Genomic DNA, 24,585 nt, shown 5'->3' with positions numbered 1-24,585 from the left:
AAGGGTCGCGGACGGAAGGGTCGGCCGACGGACCGGGCCGCCGTACGGGAGAACGATCCCGTACGGCGGCGGTACCGCTTCGGACGGGTCGGTCAGTGCACACCCAGCCAGGACTTGACCGGGGTGAGCGCGAAGTAGACGACGAAGAGGGCGGTCAGGATCCACATCAGCGCGCCTGGCTCGCGCCACTTGCCCCGGCCGGCCTTGATCACCGTGTAGGAGATGACGCCGGCCGCGACCCCGGCGGTGATGCTGTAGGTGAACGGCATCAGGACGCAGGTGAGGAAGGCGGGGATGGCCACGTCGCGGTCGGACCAGTCGATGTGCCGGGCCTGGCTCATCATCATCGAGCCGATGACGACGAGGGCGGCGGAGGCGACCTCGACCGGGACGATGCCGGCCAGCGGCGAGAAGAACAGCATCAGGGCGAAGAGCCCGCCGGTGACGGTGGAGGCGAGGCCGGTGCGGGCCCCGTCGCCGACCCCGGTGGCGGACTCGACGAAGACGGTCTGGCCGGAGGCGCCGGCCAGACCGCCGACCGCGCCGCCGGCGCCGTCGATGAACAGCGCCTTGGAGAGCCCGGGCATCCGGCCCCGCTTGTCGGCGAGGCCGGCCTCGGTGCCGACGCCGATGATGGTGGCCATCGCGTCGAAGAACCCGGCGAGGACGAGGGTGAAGACGGCGACCGAGGCACTGATCGCGCCCATGCCCGAGCCGCCGAAGGCGCCGAACAGGTCGACGTCGCCGAAGAGGCCGAAGTCGGGTGCGGAGACGGGGGATCCGGGCCAGACGGGCACGGAGTTGCGCCAGGCCGCGGCGGGCACGCCGGCCGCCCTGTGGACGATCACCGCGAGGACGGTGCCCCCGGCGATGCCGATGAGGATCGCGCCGCGCACGTTGCGGGCCATCAGGACGAAGATGGCGAGCAGGGTGACGCAGAAGACCAGGACCGGCCAGCCGGCGAGTTCGCCGGCCGGGCCGAGCGAGAGCGGGGTGGGGCCGCCGGTGTGCATGAACCCGGCCTTGAAGAGGCCGATGACGGTGACGAAGAGGCCGATGCCGATGGTGATGGCGTGCTTGAGCGGCAGGGGTATACCGTTCATGATCTTCTCGCGCAGGCCGGAGACCACCAGCAGCACGATCAGCAGGCCGTAGATGACGCACAGGCCCATCGCCTGCGGCCAGGTCGTGTGCGGGACGACCAGCGCGGAGACGGCGCCGGAGACGGAGAGGCCGGCGGCGAGCGCGAGCGGGACGTTGCCGACCACGCCCATCAGGATCGTGGTGACGGCGGCGGCGAGCGCGGTGGCGGTGGTGAGCGCGGCGTGGTCCAGCTTGACGCCGGTGACGTCGGCGCCGCCCAGGATGAGCGGGTTGAGCAGGATGATGTAGGCCATCGCCATGAACGTGGTGACGCCACCGCGGAGTTCGTTGGCGAGGGTCGATCCCCGGGCGGAGATCTTGAAGTAGGCGTCCAGGGCGTTCCTGGGCGGGGCGGCCGCGGCCGGCGTGGGGGCGCCGTCCTCGGTGGACTCGGTGGGTCTGTCTTCAGTGGTGCCGGGCTCCGTGGGGATCCTGGTCATGTCCACTCCCAAGTGTCAAAGGGGGTTGGGGTGGGCGAGCCGACCTGACAGCCAGTCAACGAAGCTGTGGCACAGGGGGACGTTTCGACTCACTGGTGCGCGGGTGGTCCGGGCCGCCGCCGAGCCCCGGCGTGGGAGGCGGCGGTCCGTGCTGCGGTGACGCGAGGGTGCGGTGACGCGAGGGTGCGAGTGCGCAAGAGTGCGGTGGTGCGGTGACGTGCCGGTGGTGCGGCCCCGGGGCGGCGGGGAAGACGGTCGCCGCCCCGGGGAGGTCCTCGGGTCCGGTGGCTACAGCGTCCCGGGCCGTTCGGTGGTCAGGTGCTCGGGCCGGACCGGGATCCGGTGGAGCGCCAGGCCGGTGGCGTTGCGGATGGCGGCCACGATGGACGGCGTCGCCGAGACGGTCGGCGCCTCGCCCACCCCGCGCAGCCCGTACGGCGCGTTGGGGTCGGGGAGTTCGAGGATCTCGACCGGGATCGGCGGGGTGTCGAGGATGGTCGGGATCAGGTAGTCGGTGAAGGAGGCGTTGCGCACCTTCCCGTCCTTCACGATGATCTCCTCCATCACGGCCAGTCCGAGCGCCTGGGTGCAGCCGCCCTGGATCTGGCCGACCACGGAGAGCGGGTTGAGGGCCTTGCCGACGTCCTGGACGGCGGTCAGCTCGACCACCTTGACCAGGCCCAGCTCGATGTCCACGTCGACCACCGCGCGGTTCGCGCAGAAGGTGTACTGGACGTGGCCGAAGCCCTGCCCGGTCTCCTTGTCGAACGGCACGGTCGGCCGGTGGTGGTGCTCCCGGGTGAGGTCGATCGCCTCGTCGCCGAGCAGGTCGACCATGGAGACCAGCGGGCCGGCCGACGCCGAGACCACCGTGCCGCCGACCAGCGTGATGTCGTTCTGGGACCAGCCGTAGCGGCCCCGGCCCTTCTCGATCAGCGCGTGCCGGACCGCCTCTGCGGCGAGTTTGACGGCGCCGCCGGTCATGTAGGTCTGCCGCGAGGCCGAGGTCGAACCGGCCGAGCCGACCTCGGTGTTGGCCGGCTGGATGGTGACCTGCTCGACGCCGAGCTCGGTGCGGGCGATCTGCGCGTGCACGGTGACGCCGCCCTGGCCGACCTCGGCCATCGCGGTGTGGACCAGGGCGACCGGCTCGCCGCCGATCACCTCCAGCCGCACCCGGGCGGTCGAGTAGTCGTCGAAGCCCTCGGAGAAGCCGACGTTCTTGATGCCGACGGAGTAGCCGACGCCGCGCACGATGCCCTCGCCGTGCGAGGTGTTGGAGAGCGCGCCGGGCAGCTGCCGGACGTCCAGGTCGTCGAGATCGAGCGGCGGGGGCAGCGGCATGTCCTTGACCCGCCGGAGCAGCTCGGCGACCGGCGCGGGCGCGTCGATCTCCTGGCCGGTGGGCATCAGGTCGCCCTGCTGCACCGCGTTGAGCTGCCGGAGTTCGACCGGGTCCATGCCGAGTTCGGCGGCGAGCCGGTCCATCTGGGTCTCGTAGCCGAACGCGGCCTGGACGGCGCCGAAGCCGCGCATCGCCCCGCAGGACGGGTTGTTGCTGTACAGCGCGACGGCGTGCATCCGCACGTTCGGGATCACGTACGGACCGTGTCCGAGCGAGGCCGCGTTGCCGACCACGGCGGGCGAGGCGGAGGCGTACGCGCCGCCGTCGAGCACGATCCGGGCGTCGGCGTAGACCAGCTTGCCGTCGCGGGTGGCGCCGTGCTCGTAGAACATCCTCGCCGGGTGGCGGTGGACGTGGCCGAAGAAGGACTCGTCCCGGGCGTAGACGATCTTGACCGGCTTGTCGGTGCGCTGGGCCAGCAGGCAGGCGTGGATCTGCATCGAGAGGTCCTCGCGACCGCCGAAGGCACCGCCGACGCCCGCCAGGGTGAGCCGGACCTTCTCCTCCGGCAGGCCGAGCACCGGCGCGATCTGCTGGCGGTCCACGTGCAGCCACTGGGTGGCGACGTAGAGGTCGATGCCGCCGTCCTCGGCGGGCACGGCCAGCCCGGACTCCGGGCCGAGGAAGGCCTGGTCCTGCATGCCGACCTCGTACGTGCCGGTGACGACGACGTCGGCGAGCGCCCGCACCTCGTCGGTCACGCCGCGGCCGGAGACCAGCCGCTGCTCGTGGCAGATGTTGCCGTGGGCGTGCGACTTGTACTCGTGCGGCTCGTGCACGTAGCCGTGCGTCTCCGGGTCGAGGCACTGCTCCTCGGTGACGATCGGGGTGAGCACCTCGTACTCGACCTTGATCTTCCTCATCGCGCGCCGGGCGGTCTCCGGGTGGTCGGCCGCGACCAGCGCGATCGCCTCGCCGTGGTAGCGGATCTTGTCGATCGCCAGCGCCGGCTGGTCGGCGATCTCCAGTCCGTAGTACTTGGTGCCGGGGATGTCCTCGTGGGTGAGGACCGCGTAGACGCCGGGCACGGTGAGCGCCTCGGAGACGTCCACGCTCAGGATGGTGGCCCGGGGGTGCGGCGAGCGCAGCGCCGTGCCCCAGAGCATGTCCTCGTGCCAGAGGTCCGAGGAGTACGCGAACTCGCCGCGCACCTTCAGCGTGCCGTCGGGACGCAGCGGCGAGCCGCCGATGCCGTGCTTGCTGGACTGCCGGATGTCCTGGAGGTTCTTCTGCCCCTGGATGCTGCGCGCGGCGTTCCGCGCGCTCGAACGCGTGGTCATTCCGCGACCGCCTTGCCCGCGCACTTGCGGGCGGACGCCAGCCGCACCGCGTCCATGATCTTCTCGTAGCCGGTGCAGCGGCACAGATTGCCCGACAGCGCCTCCCGGATGTCGGAGTCGGACGGCTGCGCGTCCTCCTCCAGCAGCGCGTCCGTCTGCACCAGCAGGCCGGGGGTGCAGAAGCCGCACTGGACGGCGCCGGCGTCGACGAACGCCTGCTGGACCAGGCCCAGCTCGCCGTCCTCGCCACCGAGCCCCTCGACGGTGCGCACCTCGCGGTCCTGCACCTGGCCGGCCGCGACCAGACAGGAACAGACCGGCACCCCGTCCAGGTAGACCGTGCAGGAACCGCACTCGCCCTGCTCGCAGGCGTTCTTCGAACCGGGCAGGCCGACCCGCTCGCGCAGCACGTAGAGCAGGCTCTCGCCCTCCCAGACGTCGTCGGCCTCGACCGGCCGGCCGTTGGCGGTGAAAGTGACCCTCATGCCGCGCTCCTGATCTGCTTGCGGTAGTCGTTCCAGGTCCAGGTGAGGGTGCGCCGCGCCATCACGGCGAGCGCGTGCCGCCGGTAGTCGGCGGTGCCCCGGACGTCGTCGATCGGGGAGGCGGCGCCCTTGACCAGCTCGCCGAACCGCTGGACGACCTCGGCGCCCAGCAGCTCGCCGGTCTCCCAGAGGCCGCGTTCGGCGAGCACGTCCCGCAGGTACTCCTCGGCCTCGACGGCGCGGCGCGGCGTGGGGGCGGCCGAGCCGATCCCGGTCCCGACGGTGCCGGTCCTCGGGTGCAGGGCGAAGCCGAACGCGCAGACCGCGATCACCATCGCGTTGCGGGTGCCGATCTTCGAGAACTGCTGGGGGCCGTCCGCGACCGGGATCCGCACGGCGCGGATCAGCTCGTCGGCCTCCAGGCAGTTGCGCTTCACCCCCACGTAGAAGTCGTCGATCGGGATCAGCCGGGTGCCGCGCACCGAGGCCGCCTCGACGAACACGTCGCGGCCGGCGGCCAGCAGCGCCGGGTGGGAGTCGCCGGCCGGCGAGGCCGCCCCGAGGTTCCCGCCCACGCCGCCCCGGTTGCGGATCTGCGGCGAGCCGACGGTGTGGGCGGCGCGTGCGAGACCCGGCAGCGGGCCGGACAGCTCGCCGATGATGCGGCTGTAGGGGACGGCTGCGCCGAGCCGGACGACCTCGCCGTCGTCGGTCCACTCGGTGAGCTCGGTGACGCGGTTCAGGTCGAGAATCGCGGGTGGCCGGTGCACGTCGAAGTTCATCTCGACCATGACGTCCGTGCCGCCCGAGATGGGCAGCGCGGCCGGGTACTCGGCCTTCGCCGCGAGCGCCTCGTCCCAGGTGGCGGGCCGAAGGAACTCCATGCGGGTGTCTCCTCAAGTCGTTTCCGGCCGGACGGGTGGGCACAGTGCCCGGACCGTGTGTTCGGGCCGTGCTCGCCGCGTCGTTCCCTCCGCGTCGGGCCCCGGTCACCGGAGTGTGTCCGGCGGCGTGTGGCCAGTGAACCGCTGTGACGGGGCCCACTGGCAGTCACCGATGGCATGAAGCCCCGGCTGTGGTCCCGCCCGGCATCCTGTACGTTCCTCTAAGGAGAACGACGTCGCAGCCCAGCCGTGCGCCGAGTGCCACCCACGACCGTGATCCGGCCGTGATTTCCGAGCCGCGACCCCGTGATCCGGGCACCCGTTGGGACGTAACACCGAGCACGCGTGTTCGGGCACACTGTCACCCCGGACCGGACGCCCGGTCCCGTTCCCCACCCCCAGCCCGTTAGGAGCCCGCGGATGCGTGTCCGTGATCTGCTCGCCCCCGGCGCCCCGCGCCTGCGCCTGCTCGCGGCCGAGGACGAGCTGGACCGGCAGGTCAGCGGTGTGATGACGACCGACCTGCACGACCCGGGCCGGTACCTGCACGGCGGCGAGCTGGTCCTCACCGGCATGCTCTGGCGTACCGGACCGGCCGACTCCGAGCGGTTCGTACGGACGATCGTGGCGGGCGGGGCGGTCGCCCTGGCGGCGGGCGAGGCCGAGGTCGGGCCGGTGCCCGAGGACCTGGTGGAGGCCTGTCGGCGGCACCGGATGCCGCTGCTGGCCGTACCCGACGACATCGCCTTCGGCACCGTCACCGAGTTCGTCGGCCGCCAGGTCTCCGCGGACCGGGCCGCCGACCTGTCGGCCCTGGTCGACCGGCACCGGCTGCTGGTCTCCGCCGCGGGCGGCGGCGGCCTGGACGCCGTCCTCGACCTGCTCGGCGGTGACCTCGACCTCGACTGCTGGGTGCTCACCCCGACCGGCGCGGTGATCGCCGGCCCCGCGGACCGGCTCCCCGCGGCGGACCGCGACCAGTTGGTCCGCGCCCATCTGGCCGCGCAGCGCCAGCGCCGCCGCCCGCCGCACCGGGCCCGGCTGGCCGTCGGCCCGTACTCGTTGCTGCCGGCGCCCGTCGCCCCCGAGACGCAGGCGCCGCTCGCCGACTGGGTGCTGGTGGTGGCCGGTGACGTCACCGAATGGACCGGCAAGCGCCAGCAGCTCGCCGAGAACCTGGCCCGGCTGGTCGCCGCCGAGCGGCACCGCCGGGACGAGGGGCGCCGGCTGCGCCGCCGCCTCGCCGACGAGGTGCTGACCCTGCTCCAGCGGGACGCCGACCCGGCGGAGATCAGCCGCACGCTGTACGCGTCCTCGGCGATGGCCGCCCGCTACGAGGGCCCCGAGCCCGGGCCGCAGGCGCCGGACGGCTCCTGGCTGGTGCTCAGCGCCGAGGGCACCGGCCTGCCGGAGGGCGCGGTGCGCGCGATCCTGGAGGAAGCTCTCAACGGCACCACCGACCGCGCGCTGGTCGCCGGGGCCGGCACCGGCGCGGTGGTGGTGATGCCCGCCCTGGAGAGCGCGGTGCCCGCCGAGACCCTGCGCGAACTGCTCGCCCCGCTGGACGCCGGGCTCGGCTCGGAGGGCCGGATCACCCTCGGCGTCTCCGCCCCGGCCTCCGAGGCGGGCGGCCTGCGCGGCGCGCTGGAGGAGGCCCGGCACGCCCGCCGGATCGCCGCCGCCCGGGTCGGCCGGGTCTGCGTGGCCGGGCCGGAGGAACTCGCCTCGCACGTGCTGCTGCTGGCCGCCGTCCCGGACGAGGTCCGCCGGGCGTTCCGCAGCCGGCTGCTGGACACGGTGATCGCCTACGACATCGAGCACCAGGCCGACCTGGTCCGCACCCTGGAGGCGTTCCTCCGGTCGGACGGCTCGTGGACGCGGTGCGCCGCGCAGCTCCACGTCCACGTCAACACGCTTCGCTACCGGATCGGCCGGATCGAGGAGTTGACGGGCCGCGACCTGTCCCGGCTGGAGGACCGGGTGGACTTCTACCTGGCCCTCGAACTGGCCTGACCGGGCCGGCCGCCGCCCGGGCGGACGAGGCCCCCGGAGCACCGTGCTCCGGGGGCCTCGCCATGACCGCGTGTTCGTCGTGTCAGTCGTGTCCGGGTGTCCGTCGTGTCCGCCGGGCGGACCGTGACCCGTCGGGGGGCTACTGGACCGGGATGACGCCGGTCAGCCACTCGAAGACGCCCGGCACCATGTCCTTCCAGACGTCGCTGGAGTGCGGGCCGGTGGTCTCGACCGCCTGGACGGTGGTCGGCGCCTTCGCCGCCGCCGCGATGGCCTGGCCGTCCTCGAAGCCGTCGCCCTTGTTGCCGGAGACGTAGAGCGCCACCTTCGGCGGCTGGGCGGCGTGCTTGACGATGGTGACCGGGTTGTTGGCCTCGCGCAGCGCCGGGTCCTTGCCGACCAGCGAGTCCTTCTCGGTCGCCGGGTCGTTGTAGCCGGAGAGGCTGATCCCCGCCCGGTAGCGGTTGGGGTGGGCCAGCGAGAGCTTGGAGGCGCAGTGCGCGCCGGCCGAGTACCCGGCGATCGCCCAGCGGTCGGCGGACGGGTCGGCCCGGAAGTTGTCCAGGATCATCTGCGGGACGTCACGGGTCAGCCAGGTGTCCGCGTTGACCTTGCCCGGGATGTCGGTGCACCCCGCGTCGGTGCGGTTGCCCAGCAGCAGCGTGCGCGGCGAGACCAGGATGAACGGCGCCACCTTGCCCTGCTGCATCAGCGGCTTGAGCTGCTCGGAGACCTTCAGCGTGCCGTACCAGGTGGAGGAGGAGCCCGGGTAGCCGGGGATCAGCTCGACCACCGGGAACTTCTTGTCCTTGAACGCCGGGTCGTTGTACTGCGGCGGCAGCCAGACCAGCACCTCGCCGTCGACGCCGGAGAGCTGGCCCTTGAGGTCGGTCTTCTGGACGTCGCCCGGCACCTTCGGGTCGTCGACGCCGCGGAAGGACTGCTGGACCCTGGTGGCCGGCGGCTTGGCGTCCCCGCCGCCCGCCGGTGCGCCGGTGGCCCCGGGGGTCGGGGCCGGCCCGGTGCCGTTCGCCGCGCCCGGGTCGGCCGGCGGGACGGCGGGCACCGCCCGGACGTGCTTGCCGGTGCCGAGCAGGTCGTCCCAGCTGCCGTAGATCAGGTTGGCGTTGTTGACCATGACGAAGACCATGATCACGGCCGTGACCTGGCAGAACACGAGCATCGCGAGCCTGGACAGGACACGCACCGGCTGCGGCCCTCGGACCTTGCCCCAGAGCAGCATCGCCACCGCGATGGAGATCGGCACGAGAATGACCGTGCAGATGAAGAATGGCGTACCTGTCAGTTGCATGAAGTTCTCGTATCCGGGTTGGAAGCCGCCCGGGCCCCACTCGCCCGGAACGCCACCTCAATGGCATCAGACGGCCTGAAACGGGGATCGGTTGCCGTCCGAATCTGTGCGAAACCTGAGAGGAACATCACGTTTACGCGCTGCTCCCTTTTCGGGCCCGCCCTAGTCTGCCACCCTGGCAGCCTCTGCCCGGACGTCGCGTCCAGCGGACTCCCAGGAATCCCCCGCAGGGCACGATACCGCCCGTACGGATCCGGTCGCCGGGCGAGGCGGTGCGAAGCCGCGTCCGCCGGGCAGCGAGACTAGGGGGATGAGCACAACCCGCACTGGTCCCCTCCGCCGGCTCCTGCCCGCCTGCGCCGTCCTGGCCCTCCTGGTCGCCGTCGCCGGCTGCAGCAGCACCGGAGGCAGACGCGCCGAGCAGGCCCGCGCCCAGGCCTCGGCCGCCGGCGGCGCCGTCACCACCCCCCGCTGGAAGGTGGCCATGGTGACCCACGCGGGCGCCGGCGACGCCTTCTGGGACACCGTGCGCAAGGGCGCCGAGCAGGCCGCCGCCAAGGACAACATCACCTTCCTGTACTCGAACGACGCGCAGACCCAGAACCAGGTCCAGCTCGTCCAGGCCGCCATCGACCAGAGGGTCGACGGCCTGCTGGTCACCCTCGCCAAGGGCGAGGCGATGGCCGACGTGCTCGGCAAGGCCAAGGCCGCCGGCATCCCGGTGATCACCATCAACTCGGGCCAGGAGTACTCCGCCCGGTTCGGCGCGCTCACCCACATCGGCCAGGACGAGTCCACCGCCGGCCAGGCCGCCGGCGCCGAGCTGGCCGCCCGCGGCCGCAAGAGCGTCCTCTGCGTGATCCACGAGCAGGGCAACGTGGGGCAGGAACAGCGCTGCTCCGGTGCCCAGGCCAAGTCCGGCGGCCCGTTCCAGGTGCTCTACGTGGACGGCGTCAACATGCCGGACGCCCGCGCGGCGATCTCCGCCAAGCTCCAGTCCGACCAGGGCATCGACACCGTGCTCACCCTCTCCGGCCCGATGGCCGCCACCGGCCTGCAGGCCGTCCAGGACGCCCGCCGCCAGGTCGAGCTCGACACCTTCGACCTGGGCACCCAGGTGGTGTCCGGCCTCAAGTCCGGCTCCGTCGGGTTCGCCGTCGACCAGCAGCCCTACCTCCAGGGCTACGAGGGCGTCGACCTGCTCTGGCTCTACCGCTCCAACCTCGACATGCTCGGCGGGGGCAAGCCGGTCGCCACCGGCCCGCAGATCCTCACCCGGGAGAACGCCGACGCGCTCGCCGAGTACGTGGCGAGGGGGACGCGTTGAGCACCTCGGACGTCCTGGCCCAGGACCGCCCGGCGGCGCTGCGCAGGCTGGCCGCCCGGCCCGAACTGGGCGCGCTGATCGCCGCCGCCGCGGTCTTCCTGGTCTTCGCCGCGGTCGCCGAACCGTTCCTGCGGGTCTCCTCGCTGGGCACCGTGCTGTACGCGGCCTCCACCATCGGGATCATGGCCGTGCCGGTCTCGCTGCTGATGATCGGCGGCGAGTTCGACCTGTCCGCCGGCGTGCTGGTCACCACCGCCGCGCTCACCTCCTCGATGGTCTCCTACCAGCTCACCGCGGTGACCTGGGTGGGCGTGCTGGTGTCCCTGGGAGTGACGCTCTCCGTCGGCCTGTTCAACGGCTGGATGCTGGCCCGCACCAAGCTGCCGAGCTTCATCGTCACGCTCGGTACCTTCCTGATGCTCACCGGCGCCAACCTCGGCGTCACCAAGCTGGTCTCCGGCACCGTCTCCACCAAGCCGATCTCCGACATGGAGGGCTTCGCCTCCTGCCGCTGGCTGTTCGCCTCCGAGGTGACGGTGGGCGGCCTGACGATCAAGGCCACCGTCTGGTGGTGGCTCGGCCTGCTGCTCGTCGGCAGCTGGGTACTGCTGCGCACCCGCTTCGGCAACTGGGTGTTCGCGGTCGGCGGCGACGCGGACGCGGCCCGCGCGGTCGGCGTCCCGGTCGCCCGCACGAAGACCGTGCTCTACCTGTTCGTCGGCTTCGGCGCCTGGGTGCTCGGCCAGCACCTGCTGTTCTCCTTCGACACCGTGCAGTCCGGCGAGGGCGTCGGCAACGAGCTGATCTACATCGTCGCGGCCGTCATCGGGGGCTGCCTGATCACCGGCGGCTACGGCTCGGTGGCCGGCTCCGCGCTCGGCGCGCTGATCTTCGGCATGGCCAGTAAGGGCATCATCTACGCCCAGTGGAACCCGGACTGGTTCAAGTTCTTCCTCGGCGGGATGCTGCTGCTCGCGGCCCTGCTCAACTCCTGGGTGAAGCGCCGTGCCGAACGGGGGCCGCGATGACCGTGCCTGACACGACGACGGCGCCCGCCCCGGGCACCGAGCTGCTCGCCCTCGAAGGCGTCGGCAAGACGTACGGCACGGTCCGTGCGCTGGAGGACGTCTCGCTGACCCTGCGGTCCGGCGAGATCAGCTGCGTGCTCGGTGACAACGGCGCCGGGAAGTCCACGCTGATCAAGATCATCGCCGGGCTGCACCGGCATGACGCGGGCACCCTCACGGTGGGCGGCGAGGAGGTCCGCTTCGACTCGCCGCGCCAGGCCCTCGACCGCGGCATCGCCACCGTCTACCAGGACCTCGCCGTGGTGCCCCTGATGCCCGTCTGGCGGAACTTCTTCCTCGGCTCCGAGCAGGGCTACAAGCGCTGGGGCGGGCTGCGGCTGGACGCCGACGGCATGCGCGCCACCACCCGGAGCGCGCTCGCCGACATGGGCATCGACCTGCCCGACGTCGACCGGCCGATCGGCACCCTCTCCGGCGGCCAGCGCCAGTGCGTGGCGATCGCCCGCGCCGTGCACTTCGGCGCCAGGGTGCTCATCCTGGACGAGCCGACCGCCGCGCTCGGCGTCAAGCAGTCCGGAGTGGTGCTCAAGTACGTCACCGCAGCCCGGGACGCCGGTCTCGGCGTGGTGCTGATCACCCACAACCCGCACCACGCGTACCTGGTCGGTGACCACTTCACCCTGCTCAGGCGCGGTCGGATGGCCGGCAGCCACGCCAGGGCGGAGATCGGCCTCGAACAGCTCACCACCGAGATGGCCGGCGGCTCCGACCTCGCCGAGCTCTCCCACGAGCTGGCCCGGCCCACCGCCCCCGGCCCGGCCGCCGATCCCGCGTCCGGCGACCCGCGGTCCCCCCGCCCCGCGCCCGCCGATCCCGCGTCCGCCGATCCCGCGTCCACCGACTCAGCCGAGGAGCGCCCGCAGCCGTGACCAGCCCCCAAGGCACCACCCGGCCTCCGGTCCTGCCCACCCTGCTCGGCCTCGGCCCGCGCGCCGAACGCCGCCGCCGCTCCCTGCCCGCCGGCCTGCTGAGGCTGCCGACCATCGGTGTCGACATCGGCGGCACCAAGGTCGTCGCCGGCGTGGTCGACGGCGAGGGCAAGGTGCTGGAGAAGCTGCGCACGGACACCCCGGACAAGTCCAAGAGCCCCCGGGTGGTCGAGGACGTCATCGTCGAGCTGGTGCTCCGGCTCGCCGACCGGCACGACGTCCACGCGGTCGGCATCGGTGCGGCCGGCTGGGTGGACGCCGACCGGGCCACGGTGCTCTTCGCCCCGCACCTGAACTGGCGCAACGAGCCGCTCCAGCAGGCGCTCAGCGAACGGCTGCGGTTCCCGGTGATCGTCGAGAACGACGCCAACGCCGCCGCCTGGGCCGAGTGGCGGTTCGGCGCCGGCCGGGGCGAGGACCACATGGTGATGCTCACCCTGGGGACCGGCATCGGCGGCGCCGTCGTCCGCGACGGCTTCGTCGACCGGGGCAGGTACGGGCTGGCGGGCGAGTTCGGGCACATGCAGGTGGTGCCCGGCGGTCACCGGTGCCCGTGCGGCAACCGGGGCTGCTGGGAGCAGTACTCCTCGGGCAACGCGCTGGTCCGCGACGCCCGCGAGCTGGTGGTCGAGGAGTCCCCGGTGGTCCAGCCGCTGCTGGCGCGGGCCGGCGGCGTGATCGAGGGCATCACCGGCCCGCTGGTGACCGAGGCCGCCCGGGCCGGCGACCCGACCGCCACCGAACTGCTCTACGAGGTCGGCACCTGGCTCGGGGTCGGCATCGCCAACCTGGCCGCCGCCCTCGACCCGGGCCGCTTCGTCATCGGCGGCGGCGTCTCCGAGGCCGGTGACCTCCTCCTCGGCCCCGCGCGGGACACCTTCCGCCGCGCCCTGACCGGCCGCGGCTTCCGCCCGGAGGCGACCATCGTGCACGCCGCGCTCGGCAACGAGGCGGGCCTGGTCGGCGCCGCCGACCTCGCCCGCCAGGTCGCCCGACGCTTCCGCACCATCAAGCGGCGCCGGGTCGAACGCACCCTCCCGTAGGCCCTGCAAGGCGGCCGGGCGGAGAGCCGGAGCACAGGAAGTCGGCCCGGCCGACTTCCTGCTCAGGGAGCGCCCCGCAGGGACGCGTCAGCCGGTCGAGGAGCTGCCCGGGGTGGTGGAGCCTCCGCCCGTCGTGGTGGTCCCTCCGGCCGACGTGCGCCCCGCGCCGATGCCGCCAGGGGCGCGGGGCAGGACGGGCGGCGCCGGGGAGCGGCGGTGGCGGGGCCGGGTGCACGGAGGGGCTGCGCCCTTCGTGCCGGGATTCGACGGGTACGCGCGCCGGCTACCGGCCGCACGGGCGGCTGCCCGTTCGTTCCGGCGGACCGGAGCCGAAGCGTGCCCGTCCGTCTCCTCCGGGCCGGCCGCCGCGCGTCAACTACCCGTTGGTAGCGCCGTGGCCCTGTTGTCGGGGTCATGGCTCCTGTGAAACAACGGAGTTGACGCCTATTCAGGAGGATTTCGGATGAGAGCGCTGGCTCGAATCGCCCCGCCGTTGCTGCTTGCCACCGCCCTGGTGTGCTCGGTCGCCGGCCCTGCCGGGGCGGCCGGGCCGCCGTCGGCGACACCGGCCAAGGTGCCCGAGGCCGTGGGCCGGGGCGGGGCGGTGGCCAGTGTGGACGCCGACGCCACGGCCGCCGGGATCGAAGTCCTGCGCAAGGGCGGGAACGCGGTGGACGCCGCCGTGGCCGTCGCCGCGGCGCTCGGCGTCACCGAGCCGTACTCGGCCGGGATCGGCGGCGGCGGGTACTTCGTCTACTACGACCACGACACCGGCCGGGTGCACACCATCGACGGCCGGGAGACCGCCTCCCGGACCGCCGACGCGTCCCTGTTCCTGGAGGACGGCAAGCCGCTGCCGTTCGCCGACGCCGTCACCAGCGGCCTCTCCGTCGGCGTCCCCGGCTCCCCGGCCACCTGGGAGACCGCCGTCCGGCTCTGGGGCAAGCGCCCCTTCGCCGAGGCGCTCGCGCCCGCCCGGCGGATCGCCGAGCAGGGCTTCACCGTCGACCAGACGTTCCAGGACCAGACCGCGCTCAACCAGGCCCGGTTCAAGGACTTCCCGGACACCGCCAAGCTCTTCCTGCCCGGCGGCGGCCTCCCGGTCGTCGGCTCGACGTTCCGCAACCCCGACCTCGCCGCCACGTACGCGCAGCTCGGCCGGGAGGGCGTCAAGGCGCTCTACCGGGGAGACCTCGCGGCCGACATCGTCCGCACCGTCCAGCACCCGCCGGTCGACCCCGCCTCCGGCCGCGTCGCCAGGCCCGGCAAGGTGGACGCCGTGGACCTGGCCGGCTACCAGGTCCGCCGGCAGCAGCCCACCCACGTCGCCTACCGGGACTACGACCTCTACTCGATCGCCCCGTCCAGCTCCGGCGGCACCACCGTCGGCGAGTCCCTCGGCATCCTGGAGGACGGCGAGGTCGGCGGCTACGACGCCACGCAGTACTACCACCACTTCCTGGACTCCACGCGGATCGCCTTCGCCGACCGCAACCGCTGGGTCGGGGACCCGGCGTTCAACGACGTCCCGGTGCGGGAGCTGCTCTCCGCGCGCTACGCCGCCTCGCGCGCCTGCCTGATCAGCCCCGACCGCGCCCTCACCAGCCCGCTCCCGCCCGGCGACCCGCGTCACCCCGCCGACTGCGCGAGCGAGGGCGTGGCGCCCACCGCCGAGCCGTACGAGGGCCTGAGCACCAGCCACCTCACCGTGGCCGACCGCTGGGGCAACGTCGTCTCCTACACCCTGACCCTGGAGCAGACCGGCGGCAGCGGCATCACCGTCCCCGGCCGCGGCTTCCTGCTCAACAACGAGCTGACCGACTTCAACTTCACGCCGCTCGTCCCCGGCGTTCCCGACCCCAACCTGCCGGGCCCCGGCAAGCGCCCGCGTTCCTCGCTCTCGCCGACCATCGTGCTGCGCGACGGCGAGCCCGTGCTGGCGGTCGGATCCCCCGGCGGTGCGACCATCATCACCACCACCCTCCAGGTGCTGCTCGGTCGCCTCGACCGGGGGCTGAGCCTGGAGCAGGCGATCGCCGCACCGCGCGCCAGCCAGCGCAACACGGCCGCCACCCAGGCCGAGCCGGCCTTCCTGGCCCTGCCCGAGCGGGCCCGGCTGGAGGCGCTCGGCCACGTCTTCGCGAGCACGCCGGAGATCGGCGCCGCGACCGGCGTCGAGCGGCTGCCGGACGGCCGCTGGGTCGCGGCCGCCGAACCGGTGCGGCGCGGCGGGGGTTCGGCGGCGGTGGTCCGCCCCGCTCCCTGACCTGCCCCCCCGACCCGGGCCCGACCGGAGCCCGACCAGGGCCCGGGCCCTGCGGCCGGGCCGGATTGTCGGTGCCGTTCGGTAGATTCGGGGTGGACGCCCGCCAGGGCGTCCACCCCTCGTCCGTACCGCCATCGGGAAGGCCGCCCGCCGTGACCGTCCGCATCGCCACCTGGAACATCAACTCCGTCACCGCGCGGCTGCCCAAGCTCCTCGAATGGCTGGAGAGCGCCAAGCCCGACGTGCTCTGCCTCCAGGAGCTCAAGTGCGCCGCCGACGCGTTCCCGTACGAGCCGGTCCGCGAGCTGGGCTACGAGACGGCCGCGCACGGCACCGGCCGGTGGAACGGCGTGGCGATCGTCTCCCGGATCGGCCTGGAGGACGTCGTCCGGGACCTCCCCGGCCAGCCCGGCTACCTCGCCGACGACGCGCTGCTGCCCGACGTCGAGCCGCGCGCCGTCGCCGCCACCTGCGGGCCGGTCCGGGTCTGGTCGGTCTACGTGCCCAACGGCCGCGAGGTCGACCACGCCCACTACCGGTACAAGCTGGAGTGGCTGGAGGCGCTGCGCCAGGCCTCGCTGGAGGACGCGGCCGGCAGCCGCCCGTTCGCCGTCCTCGGCGACTTCAACATCGCCCCGGCCGACGAGGACGTCTTCGACGTCGCCGCCTTCGAGGGCCTGACCCACGTCACCCCCGCCGAGCGGGCCGCGCTGGCCGCCCTCGGCGAGGCCGGCCTGCACGACGTGGTGCCCCGCCCGCTCAAGTACGACCACCCCTACACCTACTGGGACTACCGGCAGCTGGCCTTCCCGAAGAACCGCGGCATGCGGATCGACCTCACCTACGCCAACAAGCCCTTCGTCGACGCCGTCACCGACAGCTACGTCGACCGCGAGGCCCGCAAGGGCAAGGGCACGTCGGACCACGCCCCGGTCGTCGTGGACCTCGACCTCTGAGTCACGGTGGGTGACGGCCGGTCGCTCGAACGGCTCCGAGCGGTGGCCGGGCGGGGGAGAGGTGCCTACCGTCGGTGAGTAACTGGGTGTAGTTGTTCGATCACGTGGACATCCGAGTCCGCGGCTGCGCCCGAGAATCCCGGAGGTTCCGGCATGCGCCCCACGCGTACGGCCGCCGCCGCCCTGATCGGCGCAGCGGTGCTGACCGGCCTGACGGCTCCCACCGCGCTGGCCAAGGACGGCGCCGCCACGGTCAGCCCGACCCAGGCCGCACCGGGCCAGACCGTGACGGTCACGGTCTCCTGCGAGAAGTCCGACAAGCCCGAAGCCAAGACCATCACCGCCAACTCCCAAGCCTTCGAGGGCGGGCCGGCCACCCTCACGCTCGGTTCGGACGGCAAGCACACCGGCTCCGCCCGGCTGGCGGGCAAGCACAGCGGCGACAGCAAGGTCGACGGCACCTGTCCGGACGGCGGGGCCTTCGCCACCACCGTCACCGTGACCACCGTGACGGTCTCGTCCTCCGGCGCCGGATCCACGCCCTCGGGTCTGGGCGGGTGGAGCGAGGCGGCCGGCGAGTGGGCCGGGTCGCTCGGTCAGTCCGGCGCGGGCAGCCAGCAGGTCGCCCCGCACGGCGCGGTGAAGACCGGCCTCGGCGGCTCGGTGGCGGCCGACCCGCTGGAACTCGCGGGTGGCGCGCTGCTGATCGCCGGCGGCGTCGGTGGCTTCTGGCTGCTGCGGCGGCGGGCCGGTACCGGGTCCGCCTGAAGACGTGCCGGCCCAGGAGGGGTTCGCGCAGAGGTGCCGCCGGACGGTCCGTCCGGCGGCACCTCCGTGTCCGTCAGGTCGTCAGGCCGACGGGGAGGGGGTCAGGCCGTCTGCGGTCGACCGGCGTGTCCGGCGTCCTCCGCGCTGTCCGCGTCCTCCGGCCCCCGGGCGTCCTGCGCCTCGGCGGCGGCCCGGAGCGCACCACTGGCCAGCAGGTACTGCGCCAGGACGTACGTCGCCATGATCCAGAACTGGTGGCCCGGCAGCTCCCGCCACTTGGCCAGCTTGGTGGCGATCAGTGTGTCGGAGAGCAGGAACAGCGCCCCGCCCAGCCCGGTCCGCAGGCCCAGCCCGGCCGAGGTGACGGCCGTCGAGGCGAGCAGCAGGCTGTACCCGGCCACCGGCACCCGCAGGTCCCCGAGGTCCGGCCAGAGCCGGCTCACCATCGTCGCCCAGGCCGCCGCGTACGCCGCCGCCACCAGCAGCGCCCGTCGCCGCTCGGTGAGCGCGCCCTGCCCGACGAACATCGTGACGTAGCAGACGTGCGCCGCGGCGAACGAGCCCATGCCGGCCAGGAACGCGGTGTCGTTGCCGAGCTGGAGCAGGACGTCCCCGCCCGCGCTCAGCAGCAGCGCAGGCGTCAGCAGCCTGGGCGCCTCCCGGCCGGCCGCGGCGGCGGCGACCGCGCTGTGGGCGGCCAGCAGCGGCATCAGCGTCGGCTTGGTGGCGTGCCGGAGCACCTGAGTGTCGGCCAGGATCGCCCCCAGGTGGGCCGCCGAGGTCGTGGCGTAGCCGGTGAGCAGCCCGGTGGCCGAACGCAGGCGGCCGCCGAGAACGGCGCGGGTGGTCGTACGGATGCTCATGCGGCGGTGTCCTCCGGGGGATGGGGAGCGGGTGGCCCGTGCTGGGCACCCCGGGCGACCGGAGCGGGGTCCGGGAAGGACAGGTTACCGACGCGTAGGTTCCGGCCGGGCGGCGGTGGGGCGACGATCGCCGGGCGACGCGCGGTGGGGCGCGGTTCGGTGCCCACGGGACCCGGCAGCTGCCAGCGGGGGCCGCGCCCACCGTCTAGTCTGGTCCACGACATGGAGCAGCAGGAGGACGTGACCGGCGCCGCGCGGGCGGCCGGTGGCGCGTCGGACGGGCGTACGGGCGGAGCGGGGCGGAGCACCCTCGACGCCGTCGTCGCCGTACGCGAAGCCGTGTCCGCGGCCGTGCCCCTGTCGGCCCCTCCGGCCGGGTCCCGGGCGGTGTCCGCGTCCGCGCCCGTGCCCGCGCGCGTTGCCGTACGTGCGCCGGGGACTGACGACCCGCAGGAGGTGGAGGTGGACGTGGACGTGGCCGAGGTTGCCGGCCCCGCACCGACTCCGGCTCCGCCCTCCGCGCCGACTCCCGCACCGACTACTCCCGCACCGTCTTCCGTGCCGACTCCGGGGCTCTCGCCGGATCCGGGACTGCTCCGGCTCGCCGAGTGGTTCGCGCAGGCCGACGCCGGTACCGCCGACGACCTCTGGGCGGCCTCCTTCGGGCTCTATCCGGCCCGGCACTTCGGCGCGCCGGCCGAGCCGGGCCCCGTCGGACCGGGCCCCGTCGGACCGGGTCTGCCCGGGTCCGCCCCCGCCGAACCGGCGTCCGACGTCGTCAGCTGGTGGCACGGCCCCACCGCCCACACCCCCGCGCAGCAGCGCACCCGCGAGGCCCGCCCGGTCCGCGGCCTGCGCCGGGCCCGCCGGGACGCCGGCGCGCTGCCCGTCGTCCTCTCGGGCGCCAAGCCGGGCAGGCCGGGCAAGCACCGCAAGCCCGAACGCTCCCGGATCGCCACCGTCGGTGCTCAGGACCGTTCCGCCGCCGCCACCGCGGCCGAGCGGCGGATCGCGGCCCGGCTGCTGCTCGCCCACCCCCTGGTCACGGCCTCCGGGCCGCACGCCGACGGCTTCCCGCTGATCCGCCGTCATCGTGACTGGCTCACCGAGCGTTTCGACACCCTGCTCGGCTACCGTCTGCTCGTCGGCCCCTGGCACGCCCGCCTGCACAAGGCCGGCCTCGGCCCCGGAGCCGCCCGCCGGCTCGAACACCCCGCCACCGGTGCCCCGTTCACCCCCGGCGGGTACGCCCGCCTGGCGCTCGCGCTGGCCCTGCTGGTCGACGCGCCCGAGCAACTGCCGCTCGGCCGGCTGCGGGCCGCGATGCGCACGGTCGGCCCGGAGGCCGCGCCCGCGCCGGACGCCGCCCGCGCCGACCTCTGCATGGCGCTCGCCGTCCTGGCCGACTGGCAGGTGCTGCTCGACGTCCCCGTCGATCCGGCGGATCCGGCCGGTGACGAGACCGTCCTGACGGTCGACCGGGAGCTCGCGCGGGCCGTTCCGGCCGCCCCGCCCGCGCGCGCCGCCGACGCGGCCGACCTGATCCGCCACGCCGCCGAGGCCGAGCCCGGCACCGCCGTACGCCGCCGGCTCGCCGAGACCCCGGTCGTCCTGATCGCGGACCTGTCGGAGGAGCGGCGGGACTGGCTGCGTGACCACCGGATCTCGGGCCCTGCCGCCCTCGCCGACTTCCTCGGCCTGGAGGCGGAGCACCGCGCCGAGGGCGTCGCCCTGCTCGACCCCGCCGAGGAGCTCACCGACCTCGCCCTGCCCGGCGCCGGAACCCTGGCCCAGGCCGCGCTGCTGCTGGTCGAACGCCTGGTGGAGGAGGTGCGGCCGCTCCCCGGTGAGTCCACGGACGCCGACGTGCCCGTCCCCGACGCGCTGATAGACGGCGTCCTCGGCGACATCGCCGACGAGTACGGGCTTCCGGCGGGGTGGCGCCGTGACTACCTGGCCGACCGGACGGCGCTGCGCCGTGACTCCCTCGACCTGCTCCACCGGATGGGACTGCTCGTCCGCGCACCCCGCGGTACCCGCCCCCCGGGCTGGCTCCTGCGCGCGCCCGCCGCCCGCTACGCCCCCGCCCACCTCCTGCCGGAGCCCGGCACCGGCCGGCACTCGCGCCGGGACCCGGAGATCACCGTCCCGGCCCCGGCCGCCCCGAAGGCGGAACAGCACGCCTGAGGCTCGGAGCCGGGCCACCTCGAGCCGCCCGTCGGAGATCCGTAACGACTGAACTCACGGGGGCCGACCCTCGCGCGAATCTGCTCGGCGAGTGTTCCGGGCAGCGTCACGGCGTACTTCTTGGTGGTGGCCGTACCGCCGACCGTGCCGTCGCGGCGTGTGGCTCCGACCACATCATCTCCGGGTGGTGGCCGTGGCCACGGTGCCGGGCTGGACGGTCTCCACGGTGGCGCCCACACCGAGGGTGCCGAGGGTGACGGAGGCGAGGACGGCGGCGCAGGCCAGGAGTCGGCGGTGGCGCTTGGGCAGGGGGAAGCGCGGGTCCTGGAGGGTCGCCGGAGGGTTGGCGTTCATGACAGGGAGGTTTCCAGGGCGGCGTTAACGGTCGCTACGTGCGGGTGAAGTCCGGATGGGGGGCGGGCGTCGGGTTGGGCGGAAGACGCAACATCCCAGGTCACACCCCACCCGCCCGACCTCCTCGGGCGGGTCCGGCGTCACCGGTTCACTCGGGCGGGGGGCGCCGGTCGCGCCGTCCGGCATCGGCGAGGGCGTCGCCGACGGCGACCCGTACGGCGTCCCGCAGGCCGTGGGCCGGGTGGAAGCGGGAGGGACCGGCGGCGGGGTCGGTGCGCAGCTCCTTCACCAGCGCGACGCAGAGCAGCAGCATCACCACGACGAACGGCAGGGCGACCAGGATGGTGGCGTTCTGCAGCGCGGTCAGCCCGCCGGCGAGCAGGAGGGCGGCGGCGACTCCGCCCATCAGGACGCCCCAGACCACCACCAGCCACGTGCGGGGGTGCAGCGAGCCGCGGCTGGAGAGTGAGCCGAGGACGAGGGAGGCGGAGTCGGCGCTGGTGATGAAGAAGAGCATCACCAGCAGCACCGCGATCACGCTGGTCACCGAGCCGAGCGGCAGTGAGCGCAGCATCTCGAACAGGGACGCCTCCGCGCCCTGCGGGATGGTCTCGACGAGGTCGGCGGCGCCGGTGCTGTCCAGTCGGATGGCGGTGCCGCCCATCACGCAGAACCAGATCACGGTGGCCCCGCTGGGCACCAGCAGCACGCCGATCAGGAACTGGCGGATGGTGCGGCCCCGGGAGATGCGGGCGATGAAGGTGCCGACGAACGGCGCCCAGGAGAGCCACCACGCCCAGTAGAAGATGGTCCAGGAGCCGAGCCAGCTCTCGTCGGTGAAGGCGCCGGTCTGGGTGGACATGGCGACCAGGTCGGACAGGTAGCCGCCGACGGTGGACGGGATCGCGTCCAGGACGAAGACGGACGGGCCGATCACGAAGACGAAGAGCATGATCAGCGAGGCCAGCACGACGTTGGCGGTGGAGAGCCACTTGACGCCCTTGTGCACGCCCGAGAAGGCGGAGACGACGAAGGCGGCGCTCAGCGAGCCGATGATGATCAGCTGGGTGCGCTCGGTGTTCTCGACGGAGGAGACGTAGCCGAGGCCGTCGGCCACCTGGAGGGCGCCGAGGCCGAGGCTGGTGGCCGAGCCGAAGACGGTGGCGAACACGGCGAGCATGTCGATGGCCCGGCCGGTCCAGCCGTCCGCGCCGCGTTGCCCGATCAGCGGGACGAAGGCGGAGGAGATCCGGTTGCCCCGGCCCTTGCGGAAGGTGGTGTAGGCGAGTGCGAGGCCGCCGACCGCGTAGATCGCCCACGGGTGCAGGGTCCAGTGGAAGAGCGAGAACTCCAGTGCCTGCTGGGCGGCGGCCGCGGACTGCGGTTCCAGGCCGGAACCCGGCTGCGGGGTGGCGTACAGCTGGAGCGGCTCGCCGACGCCGTAGAACATCAGGCCGATGCCCATGCCGGCGCTGAACATCATGGCGACCCAGGAGAGCGTGGAGAACTCGGGCTCGTCGTCGTCGCGGCCGAGACGGATCCGCCCGAAGCGGCTGAGGGCGAGCAGGACGGTGAGGACGAGGAAGACGTCGGCGGCGACGACGAAGAGCCAGCCGAAGTTGTGCAGGACCCAGCCGAGGGCGCTGCTGGAGGTCCGGCCGAGGGAGTCCTCGGCGAAGATGCCCCAGGCGACCACCGCCAGGACGAGGACGGCGCTGATCCCGAACACCGCCCGGTCGACGGGGAGGGTGGCGGCGGGTTCGTCCGGCGGCTCGGGCGGCTGACTCGTCATGGGGGTACCTCTTCCGGCGTTCGCCCTGGGCGGTGACATGATCGTCAAAGGGATACATGTCGCACTATGTCCAGTTCCGGCCGGGAGGCGGGGGAGGGCACGCCGGGGAGGGCGGGGTGAGGCGGCGTCGGACGGCTGGACCGGCCGGTGTCCGGTGCGGCGGCCCGACGGGTGTCCGGTGCGGCGGCGGGCCGTCAGGCGGCGGCGTACGCGCGGGCCGGGGGCAGGGCGGCGTCCAGGTAACCGGCGAGGGCGCCCCGGCTGCGGGTCAGCTCGCCGATGCGGGCGTCGAGCTCGGCCAGCTCGCCGCGGAGGGTGCCGAGCAGGTCGGGGCAGGCTTCCAGGGCGGGTATCGGTCCGTGGGCGCACGGGAGGATGCTCGCGATCACCCGGGTGGACAGGCCCGCCGCCAGCAGGCTGCGGACCTGTCGCACCCGGATCGCGTCCCCCTCGGCGTACTCGCGGTAGCCGGCGGCCGAACGCGCCGGCGAGAGCAGGCCCTGCTCCTCGTAGTACCGCAGCAGGCGGGTGGACACCCCGGTCAGACGGGCGAGCTCTCCGATGCGCATGTCCGGGCGAACGCCGGGCCCCGTCGGGGTGTTCCCCCGGAGCGTCCGGCCGTTCACGGATCCGGCAGGTGGGCGGGGGCCGGGGCGTCGGGGGTGACGCCGGCCGGCCACCGGCCGGCGGTAGGGCTGCTCGACCGTACGGTCATCCGGCGGCCGGGTGGCCGGTGAGGAAGCCGAGCACCAGCTGCCGCAGCCCGGGCAGCTGTTCCACCATCGGCAGATGGCCGGCCGTCAGCTCGGCCAGGCGGGCGCCGGGGATGCCCTCGGCCAGGGCGCGGTGCTGCTCCGGCGCCACCAGGGTGTCCTCGGTCGTGGAGATCACCAGCGTGGGCACGGCGATGCCGGCCAGTTCGGCGCGGACGTCGGCGCGGGCGGCCAGCTCGAACTGCCGGCGGAAGCCCGCCGAAACCGGTGTGGCGGCGAGGGCGGCCCGCAGGTCGGCGAGCCGGTCGGCGGGCAGGGCGTCGACCCAGGTACGGCCGAACACCACGGTCAGGGCCTGGTCGGCCAGCAGGGCCGGCTGCCCGGCGAGGGCGACGGCCTGGTCGGCCAGCAGCCGGAACCGCTGGGATCCGCCGGCCACCCCCGCGAGCAGCAGCAGGGAGCGGACCCGCCCGGGGTGGCGGGTCGCGGCCCGTACGGCGACGGCGGCGCCGAGCGAGTAGCCGGCCAGGTCGAACCCGGTCAGGCCCTCCTCGTCGGCGACCGCCACCAGGCGGTCCGCCAGTTCGTCGAGCGAGGGCTCGCCCGGCTCGTCGGGGCTGTCGCCGGAGCCCGGGTAGTCGGGGGCGACGACGGTGCGGTGGGCGGCGAGGTCGTCGAGCAGCGGACCCCAGTTGTCGCGGGCGCTGCCGCCCGCGCCGTGGGCGAGCAGCAGGCCGGGGCCGGAGCCCCGGACGATCCGGGCGAGCGGGGCGGGAGCGGTCTTCGGCGCGGTCATGGCGGTGCTCCTGTGCGGGAGGGCGGGACGGCCGGTCGGCCGTCCCGCCCCGCACGGTAGGAGTTGACATCGGTGTGAAGGTCAAGCCGTGGTCCCGTCCGCCGGGGCCGGTTCGCCCGGATCGCCTGACGCGGCGTCGGGGTCGGCCCTATGATCCGCATCGTGACCGGGACGCCCCGTGCAGTGAGGACCACCGGACGGTTCGCCGTCCGCGCCGTCACTCGTGCCGCCGCCCATGCCCCCACCCGTGCCGCCTGCGCCGTGCGCGGGGCCGCCGGTGGACCGGTCGGCGCACCCGGGTGCGCCGCTCCTTCCTGTCGCCGTCACTGTCGCTGTCACAGCTGCTGTCGAAGCTGCTGTCGCTGCCGCTGTCGCTGAGCCCGTCCGGCCGCCCGGGGTGAACCCGGGCTCCTCGGGGTCACCCCCCGGCCGCCCGACGGCCGCCGCGGCGCCGTGCCGACCGCGGCCCCGGCCGCCCCTCGCGCTGACCGCAGCCCCCCGCCCGCAGGTCCGCGTTCCGACGGCGGACCGGCGCGCCGCC

General features: G+C 74.0%; 19 protein-coding genes. 9 read left to right on the top strand and 10 right to left on the bottom strand.

Going from position 1 to position 24,585, the window contains the following annotated elements; genetic code table 11:
• Positions 1-92: 92 nt before the first annotated feature.
• From PUR61_RS20265 to PUR61_RS20250, 4 genes are all read right to left on the bottom strand, one after another.
• Complete coding sequence (locus PUR61_RS20265; protein WP_329880472.1) at positions 93-1,583, bottom strand: NCS2 family permease; 1,491 nt, start codon at positions 1,581-1,583, stop codon at positions 93-95.
• Positions 1,584-1,871: 288 nt separating this feature from the next.
• The gene (pucD, locus tag PUR61_RS20260; RefSeq protein WP_329880471.1) at positions 1,872-4,268 is read right to left on the bottom strand and encodes a xanthine dehydrogenase subunit D; all 2,397 of its coding nucleotides are present in this window, start codon (positions 4,266-4,268) and stop codon (positions 1,872-1,874) included.
• The gene (locus tag PUR61_RS20255; protein ID WP_329880469.1) at positions 4,265-4,753 is read right to left on the bottom strand and encodes a (2Fe-2S)-binding protein; all 489 of its coding nucleotides are present in this window, start codon (positions 4,751-4,753) and stop codon (positions 4,265-4,267) included. Before PUR61_RS20255 ends, pucD begins: the two co-directional genes overlap by 4 nt.
• On the bottom strand, positions 4,750-5,637 hold the full coding sequence (locus PUR61_RS20250; protein ID WP_329880467.1) for an FAD binding domain-containing protein: 888 nt from the start codon (positions 5,635-5,637) through the stop codon (positions 4,750-4,752). The genes PUR61_RS20255 and PUR61_RS20250 overlap by 4 nt, the downstream gene beginning before the upstream one ends.
• 420 nt (positions 5,638-6,057) lie before the next feature.
• Here PUR61_RS20250 and PUR61_RS20245 point away from each other — a divergent pair, with 420 nt between their 5' ends.
• Positions 6,058-7,650: a PucR family transcriptional regulator gene (locus tag PUR61_RS20245; RefSeq protein ID WP_329880465.1), complete on the top strand. Its 1,593-nt coding sequence runs from the start codon at positions 6,058-6,060 to the stop codon at positions 7,648-7,650.
• 139 nt (positions 7,651-7,789) lie between these two features.
• Here PUR61_RS20245 and PUR61_RS20240 read toward each other — a convergent pair whose 3' ends face one another.
• Positions 7,790-8,917, bottom strand: a complete 1,128-nt coding sequence (locus PUR61_RS20240; RefSeq protein WP_329880464.1) for an alpha/beta hydrolase — start codon at positions 8,915-8,917, stop codon at positions 7,790-7,792.
• Between the two features lie 355 nt (positions 8,918-9,272).
• On the opposite strand from PUR61_RS20240, the gene PUR61_RS20235 reads away from it, so the two are divergent.
• The 7 genes from PUR61_RS20235 (at position 9,273) to PUR61_RS20205 (ending at position 17,339) form a co-directional block, all read left to right on the top strand.
• The gene (locus PUR61_RS20235) at positions 9,273-10,289 is read left to right on the top strand and encodes a substrate-binding domain-containing protein (RefSeq protein WP_329880463.1); all 1,017 of its coding nucleotides are present in this window, start codon (positions 9,273-9,275) and stop codon (positions 10,287-10,289) included.
• Positions 10,286-11,317 (top strand): ABC transporter permease, encoded by a 1,032-nt coding sequence (locus PUR61_RS20230; protein WP_329880461.1) that lies wholly within the window; start codon positions 10,286-10,288, stop codon positions 11,315-11,317. Before PUR61_RS20235 ends, PUR61_RS20230 begins: the two co-directional genes overlap by 4 nt.
• On the top strand, positions 11,314-12,246 hold the full coding sequence (locus PUR61_RS20225) for an ATP-binding cassette domain-containing protein (protein ID WP_329880459.1): 933 nt from the start codon (positions 11,314-11,316) through the stop codon (positions 12,244-12,246). Before PUR61_RS20230 ends, PUR61_RS20225 begins: the two co-directional genes overlap by 4 nt.
• The gene (locus tag PUR61_RS20220; RefSeq protein WP_380519551.1) at positions 12,243-13,349 is read left to right on the top strand and encodes an ROK family glucokinase; all 1,107 of its coding nucleotides are present in this window, start codon (positions 12,243-12,245) and stop codon (positions 13,347-13,349) included. The genes PUR61_RS20225 and PUR61_RS20220 overlap by 4 nt, the downstream gene beginning before the upstream one ends.
• A 463-nt stretch (positions 13,350-13,812) precedes the next feature.
• Positions 13,813-15,615: a gamma-glutamyltransferase gene (gene ggt / locus PUR61_RS20215; protein ID WP_329880457.1), complete on the top strand. Its 1,803-nt coding sequence runs from the start codon at positions 13,813-13,815 to the stop codon at positions 15,613-15,615.
• A 152-nt stretch (positions 15,616-15,767) separates the two neighbouring features.
• A complete protein-coding gene (locus PUR61_RS20210; protein ID WP_329880456.1) occupies positions 15,768-16,571 on the top strand; it encodes an exodeoxyribonuclease III in 804 nt (267 codons plus the stop codon).
• Positions 16,572-16,724: 153 nt separating this feature from the next.
• A complete protein-coding gene (locus PUR61_RS20205) occupies positions 16,725-17,339 on the top strand; it encodes a hypothetical protein (RefSeq protein WP_329880455.1) in 615 nt (204 codons plus the stop codon).
• A gap of 101 nt (positions 17,340-17,440) precedes the next feature.
• On the opposite strand, the gene PUR61_RS20200 is transcribed toward PUR61_RS20205, so the two are convergent.
• Complete coding sequence (locus PUR61_RS20200; protein WP_329880454.1) at positions 17,441-18,202, bottom strand: lysoplasmalogenase; 762 nt, start codon at positions 18,200-18,202, stop codon at positions 17,441-17,443.
• A gap of 222 nt (positions 18,203-18,424) precedes the next feature.
• Between PUR61_RS20200 and PUR61_RS20195 the strand changes: the two genes are divergently transcribed.
• The gene (locus tag PUR61_RS20195) at positions 18,425-20,389 is read left to right on the top strand and encodes a DUF2398 family protein (protein WP_329880452.1); all 1,965 of its coding nucleotides are present in this window, start codon (positions 18,425-18,427) and stop codon (positions 20,387-20,389) included.
• 174 nt (positions 20,390-20,563) lie between these two features.
• On the opposite strand, the gene PUR61_RS20190 is transcribed toward PUR61_RS20195, so the two are convergent.
• The 4 genes from PUR61_RS20190 to PUR61_RS20175 all read right to left on the bottom strand — a co-directional run bounded on the left by PUR61_RS20190 (position 20,564) and on the right by PUR61_RS20175 (position 24,044).
• The gene (locus PUR61_RS20190) at positions 20,564-20,743 is read right to left on the bottom strand and encodes a hypothetical protein (protein ID WP_329880451.1); all 180 of its coding nucleotides are present in this window, start codon (positions 20,741-20,743) and stop codon (positions 20,564-20,566) included.
• Positions 20,744-20,891: 148 nt separating this feature from the next.
• A complete protein-coding gene (locus PUR61_RS20185) occupies positions 20,892-22,535 on the bottom strand; it encodes a BCCT family transporter (RefSeq protein ID WP_329880449.1) in 1,644 nt (547 codons plus the stop codon).
• Between the two features lie 194 nt (positions 22,536-22,729).
• On the bottom strand, positions 22,730-23,104 hold the full coding sequence (locus PUR61_RS20180; protein WP_329880447.1) for a MerR family transcriptional regulator: 375 nt from the start codon (positions 23,102-23,104) through the stop codon (positions 22,730-22,732).
• Between the two features lie 142 nt (positions 23,105-23,246).
• Entirely contained in the window at positions 23,247-24,044 is a 798-nt protein-coding gene (locus PUR61_RS20175) for an alpha/beta fold hydrolase (RefSeq protein WP_329880445.1), read from the bottom strand.
• Between the last annotated feature and the right edge of the window lie 541 nt (positions 24,045-24,585).

Source organism: Streptomyces sp. BE20 (assembly GCF_036322525.1).
In the GTDB taxonomy this organism is placed as follows: domain Bacteria; phylum Actinomycetota; class Actinomycetes; order Streptomycetales; family Streptomycetaceae; genus Kitasatospora.
This window is presented reverse-complemented; position numbering and strand designations above follow the sequence as displayed.